Here is a 15,367-nt window from a genome sequence, read left to right on the forward strand (position 1 = left end):
GGCTTTCAGGCGGCGGCCGGGGCGGGGTGACGGACTGCCCCGCTCCTCGGCGCGTGGCGCAGAGTGTTCCAAGGTTTTCGGATGTGAGCGGACACTTTTCAGCCCTAAAGCGTGTCAAGATGTTATGCGTTGCAGGGGCGGCATGCAGAACACGGCGTTGGGCCAAGACGCATGGGTCTCGCCCGGGGCCGTCGCCGGTTGACGCGTCTTTTGCCATCCATGGCTTCAACCCCCCGCTGGCCGTCCTCTCGCACATGCTGGCAATTGCCCAGCATGCCTCCTGTTCTTTTTCAATGACCAGCGTGTGCGCTTCGGTCTTGGAATCGCCAACTTTAAAATGCCCCCCCATGACTCCTCCCTCGGCTTCCCCCCATTCCTTCGACAAACTTGCGCTTTCGCCGGCAACGCTCGCCAATCTTGAGCGGCTCGGCTACCTTGAAATGACGGCGATCCAGCTCGCCAGCCTGCCCCCTGCGCTTGAAGGCAAGGATGTGATCGCTCAGGCGAAGACCGGCAGCGGCAAGACCGCAGCCTTTGCACTGGCGCTGCTGGCCAAGCTGGATACGCGCAATTTCTCGGTGCAAGGCCTGGTGCTCTGCCCCACCCGCGAGCTGGCCGACCAGGTGACGACCGAGATTCGCCGCCTGGCGCGTGCGGAAGACAACGTCAAGGTGGTGACCCTGTCCGGTGGCGTTCCGCTGCGCGGCCAGAACGCGAGCCTGGAGAACGGCGCGCACGTGATCGTCGGCACGCCCGGCCGTGTGATCGATCACCTGGACCGGGGCAATCTGAACCTTGATTCGCTGAACACCTTGGTGCTCGACGAAGCGGATCGCATGCTCGACATGGGTTTCGTCGATGACATCGCCAAAGTCGCCAAGCAGTGCCCCCCACAGCGCCAGACCTTGCTGTTTTCCGCCACCTACCCCGAAGGCATCGCCAAGCTGGCGGCGCGCTTCATGCGTGACCCGGTCACGGTCAAGGTCGCCGCGCAGCACAGCGGCGAGCAGATCGAGCAGCGCTGGTACGAGGTGGACAAGGAAGAACGCTTGCCCTCGGTGGCTCGCCTGCTGGAGCATTTCCGGCCCGAGAGCACGCTGGCCTTCTGCAATACCAAGGCGCGCTGCCGGGCCCTTGCCGAGCTGCTGCAGGCCCAGGGCTACAGCGCGCTGGAGCTGCACGGCGATCTGGAGCAGCGTGACCGTGACCAGGTGCTGGTGCGCTTCGTGAACGGCAGTTGCTCCGTGCTGGTCGCCACCGATGTGGCGGCTCGCGGGCTGGATGTGACCAATCTGGGCGCCGTCATCAACGTGGACATCACGCCCGACCCTGAAGTGCACGTGCACCGTATCGGCCGCACAGGCCGCGCCGGCCAGAAAGGTTTGGCCCTGAGTCTTGCGACGATGGACGAAATGGGCGCGGTCGGGAACATCGAACAGATGCAGGGCAGCCCATCCGTCTGGTACCCGCTGGACGAACTGACACCGGCTCCCGGCGGCCGGCTCCTGCCATCCAAGGCCACCATCCACATCAATGCCAGCCGCAAGGACAAGATCCGCCCGGGCGACGTGCTGGGCGCGCTCACCGCAGACCTGGGCTACACCCGCGAGCAAGTGGGCAAGATCGACATCAACGAGTTCGCAACCTATGTGGCCGTGGACCGCAAGATTGCCCATGACGTGGTTGCCCGGCTCAATAGCGGGAAGATCAAGGGGCGAACGGTGAAGGCGCGCTTGCTCAAGGATTGAGGGGTTTCAGGCGCATCAGTCGGTGGCAGGCACTCTGGGATAGCGCGACATCTTGGGAAAATTGACGGTTCATCCAGTTCTGGTGTGTCTGGAATTCGGGAGAAACGTCACTGGCCAGCCCCTGCAGTCTGTTCCCGCCTGAACACCCGACGCGAAATTTTTTAGCGAGAAAGTGATTGAAGTGCTCGAAGATTGCCGGCCAGCTCGAAAAATCACTAAGCGCCGTTCAAGCGAATCGCAATATTATTGATACTATGCATATTACGAAATTCGTGAGCTGATATTTTCGGGGTTGACGCCGACCGTAATAGCCGCCGTAATAAGTAGTCCTTTGGTTCCAATTCTACCGGATTTGACATCGGAAACTAAATGCCGGAGCATAGGCACGCTCACGCGCGGTGACTTGAATAAGAACGCATTGCATGATAATTTCTCCCATACCGGGCTAAAGTGACGGGCGACTGCGCGGGTAAACGTGTGTTGAAGCAGAAGGCCTTCCGACGTGCATACTGTTATGGATGCTAATAGCGAGTGCAGCCTCAGGGCCAGTGTTGGCGATGCCGGTTCGCGCAAAAGCACTGTTGCTGCGCCAAAAATCTGCTCAGTTGTACAAATATCAATGGTTGCCAGAATTTTCTTGGCCTCATCCCGTCGCATTGATAGTGCTAACGACATCCTCTTTAGGCTCATCACTACAGGGGATCGTTCGCCCCAAAATGCTATGGCCTGTGTATGCCAATTGGATAGTGCCTGCTCTGGCTCATCGCTGCATATAGCTGCAGCGATAAACAAGGCTACCAAGCCCGCGTTCGACAGTGTGCTTCCGTCAGTTGGTTCGATGTCGGCATGAGGCTCATACGAACGCTGCCGGTCAGGCAAGCTGTGCATAGTGTTCATTGCACGCTCAAAGGTGGCAATTGCAGGTACGATCTCTGTGCTTGAACTCCGGGTGAACTCAAAGGCCAGCATAGCCTGTGCGCCTAGAAGCCTTGCAAAGGGGGCCTGCGACTGCATGACGGCTTGCAGCGACTCCTTCATTTTTTCGGGCACGTCGCCAAGCTGCGCAGCAAGCAGGCCAGCACTTCCAGTCGTAATCAATGTCCTGAATTGCTGGCCCGGCGTTGCGGGACCGAACTGCAGCCCTGGCTCCGATGCCCGACCGTAAGCCAGCGAACTGTCTCCACCGCGCACGTCGAAAGCTGCGTTCTTAATGATTTGGCAAGTGGTCGACGCCACTCGAATGACCGCCTCCCAGTTCTCGTTTCCATCTTCGCTTGCCTCTGACGGAGCATCGACCAGTAGGTCCGCAAGCATGCGTGCAGCCCGTTGGTAGTCACCTGCTGTGGTAGTCGCTCTACAGGCGTCGACGACAAGCCCGAAGCGTGTGATTGGCAGGGTTAGCAGCGCAGACACGTTGGCACCAGCAAGGAAGAGTTGCTCAGCGTTATCCCATTGCTCCAAATGGCAAGCACTGATTGCAGCCCTTCTGTACGCGAATGCATCAAGCTGCTCCGATGCTTGAGGCCGTGCGACCAGTTCTTTCCATCGCTCCAGCGAGGCTACATGGTCACCCGTTTGAAAAAGTACGTTCATCCTTTGCTCAGCAATTGTCCCCGTCTCACCAAAAATTGCAGCGGCGTCGTCGAGCGTATTAGTCGCGCTCACTGCATCTCCGATATATTCGCAGTGGATAATCGATATTGCTCTTGCAACTTCGCTTCCGTACCAAGTCAGCCCGTAACGAAAGGTGATGCTCTGCGCGCGCCGTAGTAAATCCAGTGTGGGCTCCCAATCATTTTTTTCCGTACTCTCTGAGGACCAGACGCCATGCACAAAAGATCCGCATGAGTTGACGAAAGGCCAACTCAGTGTCGAGTCAAAATCCATGCGTGCACTATCGTCGGCGTCTAGCTCAAGCCAATCGAGCAACCCTGCTAAGTTCGCGAGGTTTCGTATGGATCCTGCTTGCAACGAAAGATGGAACTGAGAAATCGTTGCTCTCTCTGGGATCCCTGAAATTGTTGCCCGTGATTCGATCAGGTTGCGCTTGGCCATATTTTCGACGTACTCTGCCATATCGCCGCGTCTTTGACTCAAAGAATAGATTGCTGCTAGCTTAGCTCTAATGGGGATTAGAGGATTTCTGGTGATTATTAGTCGCGAGCACCTGGAAGCCTCTAATGCCTCTCGTCTTTCGTGGTTCTCGATGAGGGCTATTTCCTCAGTCCATCGAGCAAGCACTTGGGTAACTGCCTCCGATCCCGATTCACTAGCAACTGTGAACTGTGTTTGGCGTAGCATGACGCTGACTATTGGATCCGGTGCAAAGAAACGCTCGCCTGGGCCCAAGGCGACGAAGAGGATCCAGTTCAACTGCTGATACAGCGCTTTAGCTACAGCTCCCTCATCGATGGTTTCTATGATTCGTACGCATTGTAGAAGTCGCCAACCATCCTTAGCGATGAACGCATGGAACAATAGCGATGCAGCATCGGCAACATCGAGATTGTGCATGCTCGCGATCGCGTCGAACAGGCGCACATGCGCGTGGTTCTTTTGCTCTTGCGTCCATACCTGCTCGACGGCTCCTTTTAGAAGCGGAGTAACCGACAGTCGGCCAGGTAGTGAGTGCTCAAGCCACTTGCCTTCAAGGGAGTCAATGACATCGCCTCCGTTTGTTATTCCATCTATTGATTGGGCGAGTGTAAGCAACATGCCTCTAGAAAGTGGATACGTCGCTTCGCTGGAGGTGTAGATAAAAGAGATGACCTCAGGAGTTACAGCACCGCGTAGCATACTTCGCGCAGTGCCTCGTGCCGTTTTTACGGCAGGAGATGCCGTCACTATGTCGGCGCTCGTAGGGGCTGGCCACCCACTAGATCCAAGCTCAGCGATTCGAACCTGAACAAGCTTCGGGTGTCCTTGCGTAGTACTACAAATCAGAGCACCCCATGCGCCCGACAGGTTTTCGGGACATCTGTGCACTAAGCACTGTTCTGCCACCTCGCCTGGGGACATCGGGGGAATGTCGATGACTTCGAAGAAGCCAGCCATTGAAGCAAGTTGCTCTGACCCTGAGGATTCGCCGCGAGCGGTGCACAAGAGCAAACGCTTTGAGCGGGTGGCCTGAGCTATTACCATGGCCAAGGCAGCGCCAAAGCAGTTAAGTCCCAAGGGCGACACGTCGATGTTATCGACGACGACGAGCGAAGGCACTCCGGGCATGGCGATTGCGGTAGCCAGAGCCCTGAGTAGGTTGTCCGTTTCGACTGCCGTGCGATTCGTCAGCGGGAACCACCATGCGGTGGGGCATATCGCATGGCCCACAAGTTGGGCCACTGTCGTTTTTCCCTTGTGTACGCTTCCGGTCAGGAGAACTGCCGTGTGCGTTTCAATTTGCTCGCGTACGCTTCGGACAAGCACCTCTCGGTTGAGTAGCGGCGTGGGCGCTGGTGGCATATCTAGCCTCATCATCTCCAGCAACGCTTGGCCTGGGTCGAAATATCCAGCGGAAAGTGCTCTCATGAATTGCTGGTACTGCACAGCCGGGACAGCTACATGCGCGGTGGTCGCAGCGTCTATTTGACGAAACAAGTCTGCTGCCGTTAGCCGTCTGTTTGCAGACTCGGGCCTCACGACAACTTCGCTAACGAATGCGTACAGGCGGTCGCAGACCTTGGATAAGTACGACAGACTGACGCCAGCATTGTTTAGTCTGTGAACAACGCGGTCTTCAGTGTTCCGTTGAACCATTTCCAAGCCGGGCTGGCCCAGGAACCAATACATTGGGCGAATGAACCGAACTTGGACGTCTGCTGCGTCAGCCATTTCAAGAAAAATTCTCAGTGCGCTGCTATGAGGCAACTTAGGTGCTAGGTATCGTTGGAGGCGTGACGCCATCTCGAGGCTGTCGCGCGCAACGCTCCATGCGTCCATACCTGCGATTCCCCCAAATACAGCATCCCGCTCAACGACCGATGGAGCGGTCGAGATGTAGTGAAACTCGACGGTGCGAACTGTCTCCCGGCACCGAAGCGTCCAGAAGTTCTCTAACGCTTTCAGTGCACGTTGATTGTTGAGAGAAATCCCATCGACTTCACTCTTGACCTGCTGCGCCACTGCTTCCCAAGCTGATGCCCTATCGAGGTCTTCGGATCCTTCGAGGTAGATGACCTCGTCAGGCGTTTTCAGGCGCAGCCACGCATCAATAGACCACCATAGCTGATAAACGACCCCTCGAATGGATGCGACCGCCTGCCGAGAAGCGTCTGCGGGTAGCTCCTGGGGGACTTCCGGTTCTGTTGGCGGGCTGACCGCGTTTGAGGGATTTTTCAGCATCGGTTAGATGAATCCCGGTTTGCGCTCATGTTGTTCATCGGCCGCATCCGCCAAACGGGGGACGGCTATCTGTGATTTCAGCTTGCACGGGCAAGTGGATTAGATAGTCCACACCATCCGCAACGGCAGCCAAGTCTTTGACCCAAGGGAAGGTTTCGTCCAAGACGAGTGCTGATGTCATTGGGCTAGTTTAACTAGGCCGCGTGAAGTCTACGACGTCAGATTTGAGCTGCCATAGTAGCTGCTTGGGTGCACTATGCTGACTTCTGAAATAAGATCAAATTTAAATGCCACGCAGCTACCGCTCATGAGTGTTAGTGCATGGCCGAATGCAGGCCCCCACACGCGCAGGTCCCCTCATAACCTCCCGAGCCTGCGCCGCGTCAACAGCCCCTTCAGCGCCTCCCGATGCGCAATCAAGAAGCTCAGCAAGGCTTCTCCTGACCGTGGTCTGCACGGCAGAAATCCCACAGCCCAAGTCCACAAGCAGCGATATCTGCTGCATGCAGTCCTGAACCACTTGCAGCTTTTTCTCGGCAATCGGGTAGTACATGCCAGTCCTTTTCAGCAATGGGCCAGCCTGGCGTGCTGGTGCTTTGGGAAGGGGTGGAGGCCTGGCACGGCAGCGTGTGCGGCTCGGTGACCGGTGTCGCGGGTCAACGGCGGCTCCTGTGAATGATGTGTCGCATGGTCGCGTTGAAACGAAGCCATGTCCAGCGTAGCGCTGGGAAAACGGAAGGCCGCCCACCGTCGAGAGGTGCGCGGCTACTGCGCCTGTGTACGGGTCGCCAAACCCGTGCCCCCCGGGGCAACGGCGAAGTACTATCCGAAACCTGGGCGCCTACCCAGCCACCACCCCCCCAATCCCAACCCGTCGGGCCGATTTTTCCGAAGCCGGGGACAATACCGGGTTCGCGGGTTTTTCCGGCTTGACTTGGGTCAAGGTCCGAAACGCCCGCGCAAAGACGCTGCCCAGGTGCTGAGCCGGATGCAGAAAACCCAAGATCGGACGGCAGCAGGACTGCCGAGATGGCGCAGGTGCATGTGATGGAGAGGGATTGGTGGACAAAGGCCTGGTGCGGGGGCAGAGGCCGGCCCGTGAAGCGTGATGCCCGCCTGGTGGCCTGGTTGCTGGCGGTGGTGTTCGTGTCGGTTTCTGCGGCCACGGTCTGGCAATTGGTGGCGGCGCGCCAGCGCACGCTGGCCGAGGTCGACACCAGCAACCGCAACCTGGCCCAGACACTGAACACCTATGCCGAGGGCGTGATCACCCAAAGCTCCATGCTGCTGCTGGGCATTGCCGAGCGGCTGGAGGTGGATGGCACCAGCCCCGCGCTCCTGGAGAGGGTGCTGTATCTGGTCAACCGGCAGGAGCAGCTGCTGAACCAGCTCAACGAGCTGCTGATCGTGGATGCGCAGGGCCATTGGCTGATGTCGTCCAAGGGGGCGTTCCCCGAAGGATCGGAAAGCTCCGGCCTGGACTACTTCACGCACCACCGTGACGACGCATCGTCAGGCATCTACATCGGGCCGCCGATCCGCAGCCGCTCCACGGGCGAATGGGTGATCACCATCAGCCGGCGCTATACGGACGCCGAGGGCCAGTTTGCAGGCGCGGTGGTGGTGGCGCTGGGTGTGGAGAATTTCCTGCGGCTGTTCGGCAAGATCGATATCGGCGAGAAGGGGGCCATTGCGCTGAGCACGCCGGGCGGGCAGTTGCTGGTGCGCCACCCGTTCCGCGAGCAGGACCTGGGGCGGGACTTCTCGCAGTCGCCCAATTTCCTGCGCCACTACGTGGGGGCGATGTCGGGCACGGCGTCGTTCCGCTCGGCCCTGGATGGCACGGAAAGAATCTATGCCTTTCTGCGCAGCGAGCGCTATCCGCTGGTGACCACGGTGGCCCTGGGCCGCGATGAGGCGTTGAGCTCCTGGCGGCGCCAGGCGCTGCTGACGCTGGCCGTGGTGCTGGGGCTGTTTCTGGCGATTGCGTTGATCGGCTGGCGCCTGACGGCCGCGATGCGGCTGCGTTCGCGCGCCGAATGCTCCCTGGTCAGCGCGCGCGAGGAATTGCTGGACGCCAATCGCCGGCTGGAGGTGCTGGCCGCCCAGGACCAGTTGACGGGCCTGGCCAACCGCCGCCGCTTTGACGAGGTGCTGGAGCGCGAGGCCCGTCGCGCTGCGCGCGAGAGCACGCCGCTGTCGCTGCTGCTGATCGACCTGGACTACTTCAAGGGCTACAACGATGCCTACGGCCATGTGGCGGGCGATGCCTGCCTGCAGGCCGTGTGCAGCGCGCTGGCCCAGGCGGTGCAGCGGCCCGGCGACATGGCAGCGCGTTATGGCGGGGAAGAGCTGGCCGTGGTGCTGCCCAATACCGACAAGGCCGGCGCGCAGCAGGTGGCCGAGCGGTTGCGCGCGCGCATCGAGGGCCTGGGCCTGGATCACCGCATCAGCCGCTTTGGCCATGTGACGGCCAGCATTGGCGTGGCCACGACGCAGGGCGATGAGGCTGGCGTGACCCAAGGCGCGACCCAAGGCGCGACACCAGGCTCCACCCAAGGTGCCGCCGTGGCGCTGGTGGAAGCGGCCGACCGTGCGCTGTACCGCGCCAAGGCCGCAGGGCGCAACTGCGTGCAGGGCTGAATGGGCTTGGGTCTGTGCGCGCTCAGTCCGTGGGCGAGCGGTGGGCCACCACCTGCTGCTTGAGGTCGCCCAGCGCCTGGTACAGGTCGTTGCGGCTGGCCTGCGGCATGTCGCCGAACATGCCCATGACCCAGGATTCATGCGCCTTGGCCATGCGCGCAAAGGTCTTGCGGCCCAGCGGGGTGAGGTGCAGCACGGAGCTGCGCCGGTCGGACTCCACCTTGGTGCGCACCACCAGGCCCTCTTTCTCCAACTGGTCGGTGATGCCGGTGATGTTGCCGTTGGTCACCATCATGTGGCGCGACAGCTCGCCCATCTTCATGCCCTCGGGCGCGCGCTGCAGCTGGGCCATGAGGTCGAAGCGGGGCAGGGTGGTGTCGAATTCGCTGCGCAGGCGGTTGCGGATCTCGCCTTCGATGAGATTGCAGCAGGTGAGCATGCGCAGCCACAGGCGCAGCGCATGGTGGTCGTCGGGCGCGGCGCGCGACTCCAGGTCGGGAGCGTGGGTCATGGCTGGTTCTGCGGTGTGGGGGCGCTCAGGCCCATCTGCGCGAGGATGGCGCGCGTCAGCGGGCTGGCCGGGTCGTTCAGGGTGAGCACGATGTCGAAATGGTTGGTGCCGGGCATGGCCACGTACTGGCCTGACGATGGACCGGGGCCACGGCGCTGGTTCCAGGCGGCCAGGTAGTCGTCGCTCTGGCGCTTGAATTCATCGGTCTCGCTCTCGCCGTAGCTGACGATGAGCGGGCAGGCCGCGCCGTGCGGCAGGAGGGCGGGGCTGTTGCGAATGGCGTCCTGCTCGCTCAGGCGCATCCATTCGTTGATGTGGGTGTGCACCAGCGGGCGCAGGTCGAACAGGCCCGACAGCGGTGCGGCGCCGCGCACCACGTCCTCGGGCACGCCGTAGTCCGCATGCCAGCCACCGGCCAGCAGCATGCCCGCCAGGTGGCCGCCGGCCGAGCTGCCGCAGACATGGATGCGGCCCGGGTCGCCGCCGTAGCGGGCGATGTGGGCATGCACCCAGGCCAGTGCGCGGCGTGTCTGGTCCACGATGCGGTCCAGCGTGACGGCGGGCGCCAGCGAGTAGTTCAGGGCCACCACCACGGCGCCGGCGCGCGTGAAGGTGGGCGCCATGCTGCTGGAGTCGTCCTTGGACAGCAGCCGCCAGTAGCCTCCGTGGATGAAGAAGAGAACAGGGGCGCCTGCCGCCCCGGTTGCTGCCGGGAAAATGTCCAGCAGCTCGTCGGCATGCTCGCCATAGGCCACGTTCAACGCGCAGGGCAGGCTCTGGCGCGCGGCCCGGCTGTCGTCGGCATAGGCCTTGATGATGGGGGTGATGTCGGGTACCGTCGCGCGGGCGTTGTACTGGACATCGAGTCCGGCGCGGTCGTAGTGACGGTAGAGTGCTGGCATTGGAACGGAGATGGCGCGAAATGGTTTGTATGGCAGGTATTGGTACAAGTCCCAGACTTGTTCTGCAAAATACTTTAAACCTAAACTAAGACCCGCGCCAACCGTTCCAGCCCTTACAGAGTTTCCCGTCCAGCGTGACGGAAGACTGCCTCACCACCGATTGCCATCCGCGCGGCCCGCGCAAGGAGCACAGCAGCATGCGTTTCCTCACCCCCTTCCTGGCCGCAGCGGCCCTGGCCCCTGCCTTTGTTCCCGCGCTCGCGCAGGCGGACACCATCAAGGTCGGTATCGCCAACGATATTTCCGGGCCGTTTGCCGCGCTGGGCGCCGAGGCGCGTGACGGCTTCAACCTCGCCATCAAGCAGCTGGGCAGCAAGCTGGGCGGCCAGCCGGCCGAGTTCCTGCAGACCGACATGGGCGGCAACCCCGACCAGGCGCGCCAGCTGGTCACGCGCTACATACAGCGCGACAAGGTGGATTTCTTCACCGGCCCCATCGGCTCCAACGTGGCCCTGGCCGTGGGCCCGGCGCTGTTCGGCGCCAAGGTGCCCTACCTGTCCAACAACCCCGGCCCCAGCCAGTTCGCGGGCGCGCAGTGCAATGCGTTCTGGTTCGGCACCTCCTACCAGAACGATGCCTTCCACGAGGCAGCCGGCAAGCTGGCGGCCGACCGTGGCTTCAAGAAGATGTTCATCATGGCGCCCGACTATCCCGCCGGCAAGGATGCGCTGGTCGGCTTCAAGCGCGGCTACAAGACCGCGCCCGGCGAAGAGGTTTACACCAAGCTGGGCCAGATCGACTACGCGGCCGAGCTGGCCCAGATCCGCGCGGCCAAGCCCGATGCGGTCTACATCTTCCTGCCGGGCGGCATGGGCATCAACTTCGTCAAGCAGTTCGTGTCCACGGGGCTGTCGCAAAGCGTCAAGCTGATCGGCCCGGGCTTCTCGGCCGACGAGGACGTGATCCAGGCCGTGGGCGAGCCCATGCTGGGCATGGTCAATACCGCGCAGTGGGCGCATGACCTGGACGTGCCGCAGAACAAGGCCTTCGTCGAGGCCTTCCGCAAGGAGTACAAGGGCCGCAACCCCTCGGTCTACGCGGCCCAGGCGTATGACGTGATCATGGCCATGGATGCGGCGGTCAAGCAATCCGGCGGCAAGGCCTCGGACCGCCAGGCCATTGTCAAGGCGCTGGAGAAGGCCGACTACGCCTCGGTGCGCGGCCCCTTCACGTACGGCAAGAACCACTATCCCATCCAGGCCTACTACCAGCGCGTGATCGAGAAGGACGGCAGCGGCCGCATCACCAACAAGCTGGTGGGCAAGGTGTTCGACAAGTACCAGGACGTCTACGTCAACGACTGCAAGATGTGACCCCGCCGCCGCGCCCCCGTCGGGCGCGGCGTGCCTTGATCTTGATTTTCAAAGCCGGATGATTTGTTGACCGCGCGCGGGCCACTGCGCCTGCGGCAGGGGGCGTGTGGATGACGTGGACGCTGCTCTTGGAGCAATTGCTGAATGGCCTGCAGTTCGGGCTGATGCTGTTTCTGATCGCGGCCGGGCTGACCCTGGTGTTCGGCATCATGGACATCATGAACCTGGCCCATGGCTCGCTGTACATGGCGGGCGCCTATGTGGCGGCCGAGACCATGCAGCGCACGGGCTCGTTCACCGCGGCCGTGCTGGTGGCGGCCGTGGCCACGGGCGCGGCGGGTGTGGTGCTGGAGCTGGTGCTGATACGCCGCCTTGCCGTGCGTGACCATCTGGCCCAGGTGCTGGGCAGCTATGCCGTCATCCTCATTGCCAATGACCTAGTCAAGATGGTCTGGGGCCCGGCGCCGGTGATGCTCAACATGCCGGCCGCGCTGTCCGGCCCGGTGCAGTTGCTGCCCGATCTCATGTACCCGGCCTACCGGCTGATGATCATCGTCTTCGGCCTGGCCGCCGCGTTGGGCCTGTACTGGTTCGTGACGCGCACGCGCGCCGGCGTGCTGGTGCGGGCAGGCGCCTCCAACCGCCAGATGGCCACGCTGATGGGCGTGCGCGTGCCGCTGCTGTTCCTGGGCGTGTTCACGCTGGGCGCCATGCTTGCGGCGGTGGCGGGTGCGCTGCTGGGGCCCATCACTTCGGTGCAGGTCGGCATGGGGGAAGAGATCCTCATCCTGGTGCTGGTGTGCATCGTCATCGGCGGCATAGGCTCCATACGTGGGGCCCTGGTGGGCGCCTTGCTGGTGGGCATGGTGGATACGGCTGGGCGGGCCTTTCTGCCCATGCTGCTGCGCCAGGTGTTCTCCCCGGCCGTGGCATCCAGCGTGGGGCCCACGCTGGCGGCGATTTCCATCTATGTGCTGATGGCGGTGGTGCTGGTGTACCGGCCTTCCGGCCTTTTCCCCGCGCGAGGCTGAGCATGGAACACAGCACATTGCAAAGCAGGTTCCAGGCCCGGTTCTTCTGGACCGTGCTCGCGCTGCTGGCGCTGGCGGTGTTCCCGCTGGTGGCTCCGGCGCTGGGGCTGGACTTCTACATCTCCTTTGTGCGCCGCGTGCTGATCTATGCGCTGGCCGCCACCAGCCTGAACCTCATCCTGGGCTATGGCGGCATGGTGGCGCTGGGGCATGCGGCCTTCTTCGGTGCGGGGGCCTATGCGGTGGGCATTCTGGCGATGAATGGCGTCACCTCGGCCCTGGTCGCCTGGCCTGCCGCCGCGCTGCTGGCCGGGCTGCTGGCCGCCGCCACGGGCGCCGTGTCGCTGCGCACGCGCGGCGTGTACTTCATCATGATCACTCTGGCCTTTGCGCAAATGCTGTTCTACATCTTCATCTCGCTGCGCCAGTACGGCGGCGAGGACGGACTGAACCTGCCCGGCCATTCCGTTCTGCCCGGGCTGGACCTGGGCCACGATGTGTCCTTCTATTACGTAGTGCTGGCGCTGTTCGCGGTGCTGATGGCCGTGTTCGGGCGGCTGGTGGATTCGCGCTTCGGCAAGGCGCTGCAGGGCGTGCGCGAGAACGAGTCGCGTATGGAGTCGCTGGGCTACCCGGTCTATCGCATCAAGCTGGCAGCCTTTGTGCTCAGCGGCGCCGTGGCCGGGCTGGCGGGCGCGCTGCTGGCCAACCACAACCTGTTCATCTCCCCCAGCCTCATGCACTGGACCCAGTCGGCCAACCTGCTGATCATGGTGCTGGTAGGGGGCGTGGGCCTGCGCTGGGGCGGCGTGGCCGGCGCCGTCGTCATGCTGACGCTGGAGGAAGTGCTGCGCATGTGGACCGAGTACTGGCACCTGCCGCTTGGCCTGCTGCTGCTGTGCGTGGTGTTCGGTGCGCCGCGCGGCCTGATGGGCCTGTGGCCCGCACGCGGGAGGCAGGCATGAGCGGCGCGGCCACCCCTATCTCCATTCCCACTCCGGCCCTGGAAGCCAAGGGCCTGGTGCGCCGCTTTGGCGCGCTGCTGGCCACCGACCATGTCTCGCTGTCGCTGGCGCCTGGCGAGATCCATGCGCTGATCGGCCCCAATGGAGCGGGCAAGTCCACGCTCATCCATCTGCTGTCCGGCACGCTGGCGGCCGATGCGGGCACGCTGGTGCTGGCGGGGCGCGATGTGAGCGCGCTCAACGCCCACCAGCGCGTGGCGGCGGGGCTGTCGCGGTCTTTCCAGATCACCAACATCTTCAAGCAGTCCAGCGTGCTGGACAACCTGGTGCTGGCCGTGCAGGCGCATGCGGGCAGCAGCTTCAGCTTCTGGCGCCCGCGCGCGGCCGAGACCGCGCTCTATGAGCAGGCCCGCGAGCTGGCGCGCGAATGCGCCATTGACGCCAGCCTGCTGCAACGCCCCGCAGGCACGCTGCCGCATGGCGAGCAGCGCAAGCTGGAGTTCGCGCTGGCCCTGGCCGCGCGGCCCGGCGTGCTGCTGCTGGACGAACCCATGGCCGGCATGGGCCCCGATGAAACACTGCGCCTGACCGAGCTGATCGAATCCCTGCGCGGCCGTGCCGCCATGCTGCTGGTGGAGCACGACATGCAGGCCGTGTTCCGCCTGGCCGACCGCATCTCCGTGCTGGTCTACGGGCGCATCATCGCCACCGGCACGCCCGACGAGATACGTGGCAACGCCGATGTGCGCCAGGCCTACCTGGGCGACGAAGAAGTGAAGGAGGGCGCGTGATGCTCGAAATGCAGGCCGTGCAAAGCGGCTACGGACCCAGCCAGGTGCTGTTCGGCGTGGACCTCCGCATCGAGGCAGGCCAGGTCGTCACCCTGCTGGGCCGCAACGGCATGGGCAAGACCACGCTGCTTCGCACGCTGCTGGGCCAACTGCCCCTGCGCGCTGGCCGCATGGTGTTTGCCGGGCAGGACATTGCCGGCTGGGCCACCGACCGCATCGCCCGCGCCGGCGTGGCCATCGTGCCAGAAGGCCGCCAGTGCTTTCCCAACCTCACGGTGCGTGAGCACCTGACGGCCTTTGTGGCCCAGCGCAATTCGGGCAGCCCCGGCGCGGCCGAGCCCTGGACGCCCGAGCGCGTGTTCGCGCTGTTTCCCCGCCTGGGCGAGCGCGCCTCCAACATGGGCAACCAGTTGTCAGGCGGCGAGCAGCAAATGCTGGCCATAGGCCGCGCCCTGGTCACCAACCCGCGCCTGCTTATCCTGGACGAAGCCACCGAGGGCCTGGCCCCCCGCATCCGCGAAGAGATCTGGTCCTGCCTGGCCCAGCTGCGTGCCGCCGGCCAGACCATCCTGGTCATCGACAAATACGTGGAGCGCCTGCTGGGCCTGGCCGACCGCCACCTCATACTGGAGCGCGGCAAAGTCGTGTGGAGCGGAGACTCGGCCGCGCTGGATGGGGACAGAGCGCTGTGGGAACGGTATTTGGGAGTGTGAGCACGCGCAATGCATTCGCGGTTCAAGGCGAAATTCAAGGTGCGATGGAGGGTTGAATGGTATTGAAGATCAATGGGTGGCATGCCATTCAAATACATGCCTGTATCCAAGATGGGCAATTGCTTACATTTACAGGATGTATCCGGCCCCGCATTTGATTGCCCTATGGCCATCGGCTTGTCTATGATCCCCGCTCACCAAGAGCAGGGAGGCCGCCCCCAGGGCGGCGCGCACTATGACACGCCGAGTCACCATACACACGCCATTGGGCGAGCAGCTGCATTTCCGTGAATTGCGCGGCCAGGAAAACATCAGCCAGCTCTTCAGCCTCGATGTGGAAATGCTCAGCGAA

10 protein-coding genes are annotated in these 15,367 nt (G+C 62.7%); 7 read left to right on the forward strand and 3 right to left on the reverse strand.

Annotation, left to right across the window (positions count from 1 at the left end; genetic code table 11):
- Positions 1 to 347: 347 nt before the first annotated feature.
- Positions 348 to 1,748, forward strand: coding sequence for an ATP-dependent RNA helicase DbpA (gene dbpA / locus ACM14_RS23975; protein WP_013801782.1), 1,401 nt, complete (start codon positions 348 to 350; stop codon positions 1,746 to 1,748).
- A gap of 261 nt (positions 1,749 to 2,009) precedes the next feature.
- On the opposite strand, the gene ACM14_RS31780 is transcribed toward dbpA, so the two are convergent.
- The gene (locus tag ACM14_RS31780; RefSeq protein ID WP_139093486.1) at positions 2,010 to 6,086 is read right to left on the reverse strand and encodes a hypothetical protein; all 4,077 of its coding nucleotides are present in this window, start codon (positions 6,084 to 6,086) and stop codon (positions 2,010 to 2,012) included.
- 1,029 nt (positions 6,087 to 7,115) lie between these two features.
- On the opposite strand from ACM14_RS31780, the gene ACM14_RS23985 reads away from it, so the two are divergent.
- Positions 7,116 to 8,729 (forward strand): sensor domain-containing diguanylate cyclase, encoded by a 1,614-nt coding sequence (locus tag ACM14_RS23985; RefSeq protein WP_065347526.1) that lies wholly within the window; start codon positions 7,116 to 7,118, stop codon positions 8,727 to 8,729.
- 22 nt (positions 8,730 to 8,751) lie between these two features.
- Here the strand turns inward: ACM14_RS23985 and ACM14_RS23990 are convergent, their stop codons facing one another.
- Entirely contained in the window at positions 8,752 to 9,240 is a 489-nt protein-coding gene (locus tag ACM14_RS23990; protein WP_012206289.1) for a MarR family winged helix-turn-helix transcriptional regulator, read from the reverse strand.
- Entirely contained in the window at positions 9,237 to 10,142 is a 906-nt protein-coding gene (locus ACM14_RS23995) for an alpha/beta hydrolase (protein ID WP_065347527.1), read from the reverse strand. The genes ACM14_RS23990 and ACM14_RS23995 overlap by 4 nt, the downstream gene beginning before the upstream one ends.
- A 197-nt stretch (positions 10,143 to 10,339) precedes the next feature.
- Here ACM14_RS23995 and ACM14_RS24000 point away from each other — a divergent pair, with 197 nt between their 5' ends.
- The 5 genes from ACM14_RS24000 to ACM14_RS24020 all read left to right on the forward strand — a co-directional run bounded on the left by ACM14_RS24000 (position 10,340) and on the right by ACM14_RS24020 (position 15,015).
- On the forward strand, positions 10,340 to 11,515 hold the full coding sequence (locus ACM14_RS24000; protein ID WP_065347534.1) for an ABC transporter substrate-binding protein: 1,176 nt from the start codon (positions 10,340 to 10,342) through the stop codon (positions 11,513 to 11,515).
- Between the two features lie 110 nt (positions 11,516 to 11,625).
- Positions 11,626 to 12,546 (forward strand): branched-chain amino acid ABC transporter permease, encoded by a 921-nt coding sequence (locus ACM14_RS24005; protein ID WP_065347528.1) that lies wholly within the window; start codon positions 11,626 to 11,628, stop codon positions 12,544 to 12,546.
- Positions 12,547 to 12,548: 2 nt separating this feature from the next.
- Positions 12,549 to 13,511 carry a branched-chain amino acid ABC transporter permease gene (locus ACM14_RS24010; RefSeq protein ID WP_065347529.1) on the forward strand — a complete coding sequence of 321 codons (963 nt, stop codon included), beginning with the start codon at positions 12,549 to 12,551 and terminating at the stop codon, positions 13,509 to 13,511.
- Positions 13,508 to 14,302, forward strand: a complete 795-nt coding sequence (locus tag ACM14_RS24015) for an ABC transporter ATP-binding protein (RefSeq protein ID WP_013801789.1) — start codon at positions 13,508 to 13,510, stop codon at positions 14,300 to 14,302. Before ACM14_RS24010 ends, ACM14_RS24015 begins: the two co-directional genes overlap by 4 nt.
- Positions 14,302 to 15,015 (forward strand): ABC transporter ATP-binding protein, encoded by a 714-nt coding sequence (locus tag ACM14_RS24020; protein ID WP_063325688.1) that lies wholly within the window; start codon positions 14,302 to 14,304, stop codon positions 15,013 to 15,015. Before ACM14_RS24015 ends, ACM14_RS24020 begins: the two co-directional genes overlap by 1 nt.
- Positions 15,016 to 15,367 lie beyond the last annotated feature (352 nt).

Source organism: Delftia sp. JD2, from assembly GCF_001682645.1.
Lineage (GTDB): Bacteria > Pseudomonadota > Gammaproteobacteria > Burkholderiales > Burkholderiaceae_C > Comamonas > Comamonas acidovorans.

Bases quoted from the DNA above. Each gene is read 5' to 3' on its own strand.
- ACM14_RS23990 (WP_012206289.1), bottom strand. From the start codon at position 9,240: ATGACCCACGCTCCCGACCTGGAGTCGCGCGCCGCGCCCGACGACCAC.
- dbpA (WP_013801782.1), top strand. From the start codon at position 348: ATGACTCCTCCCTCGGCTTCCCCCCATTCCTTCGACAAACTTGCGCTT.
- ACM14_RS23995 (WP_065347527.1), bottom strand. From the start codon at position 10,142: ATGCCAGCACTCTACCGTCACTACGACCGCGCCGGACTCGATGTCCAG.
- ACM14_RS24010 (WP_065347529.1), top strand. From the start codon at position 12,549: ATGGAACACAGCACATTGCAAAGCAGGTTCCAGGCCCGGTTCTTCTGG.
- ACM14_RS24020 (WP_063325688.1), top strand. From the start codon at position 14,302: ATGCTCGAAATGCAGGCCGTGCAAAGCGGCTACGGACCCAGCCAGGTG.
- ACM14_RS24015 (WP_013801789.1), top strand. From the start codon at position 13,508: ATGAGCGGCGCGGCCACCCCTATCTCCATTCCCACTCCGGCCCTGGAA.
- ACM14_RS24005 (WP_065347528.1), top strand. From the start codon at position 11,626: ATGACGTGGACGCTGCTCTTGGAGCAATTGCTGAATGGCCTGCAGTTC.
- ACM14_RS23985 (WP_065347526.1), top strand. From the start codon at position 7,116: ATGGCGCAGGTGCATGTGATGGAGAGGGATTGGTGGACAAAGGCCTGG.
- ACM14_RS24000 (WP_065347534.1), top strand. From the start codon at position 10,340: ATGCGTTTCCTCACCCCCTTCCTGGCCGCAGCGGCCCTGGCCCCTGCC.
- ACM14_RS31780 (WP_139093486.1), bottom strand. From the start codon at position 6,086: ATGCTGAAAAATCCCTCAAACGCGGTCAGCCCGCCAACAGAACCGGAA.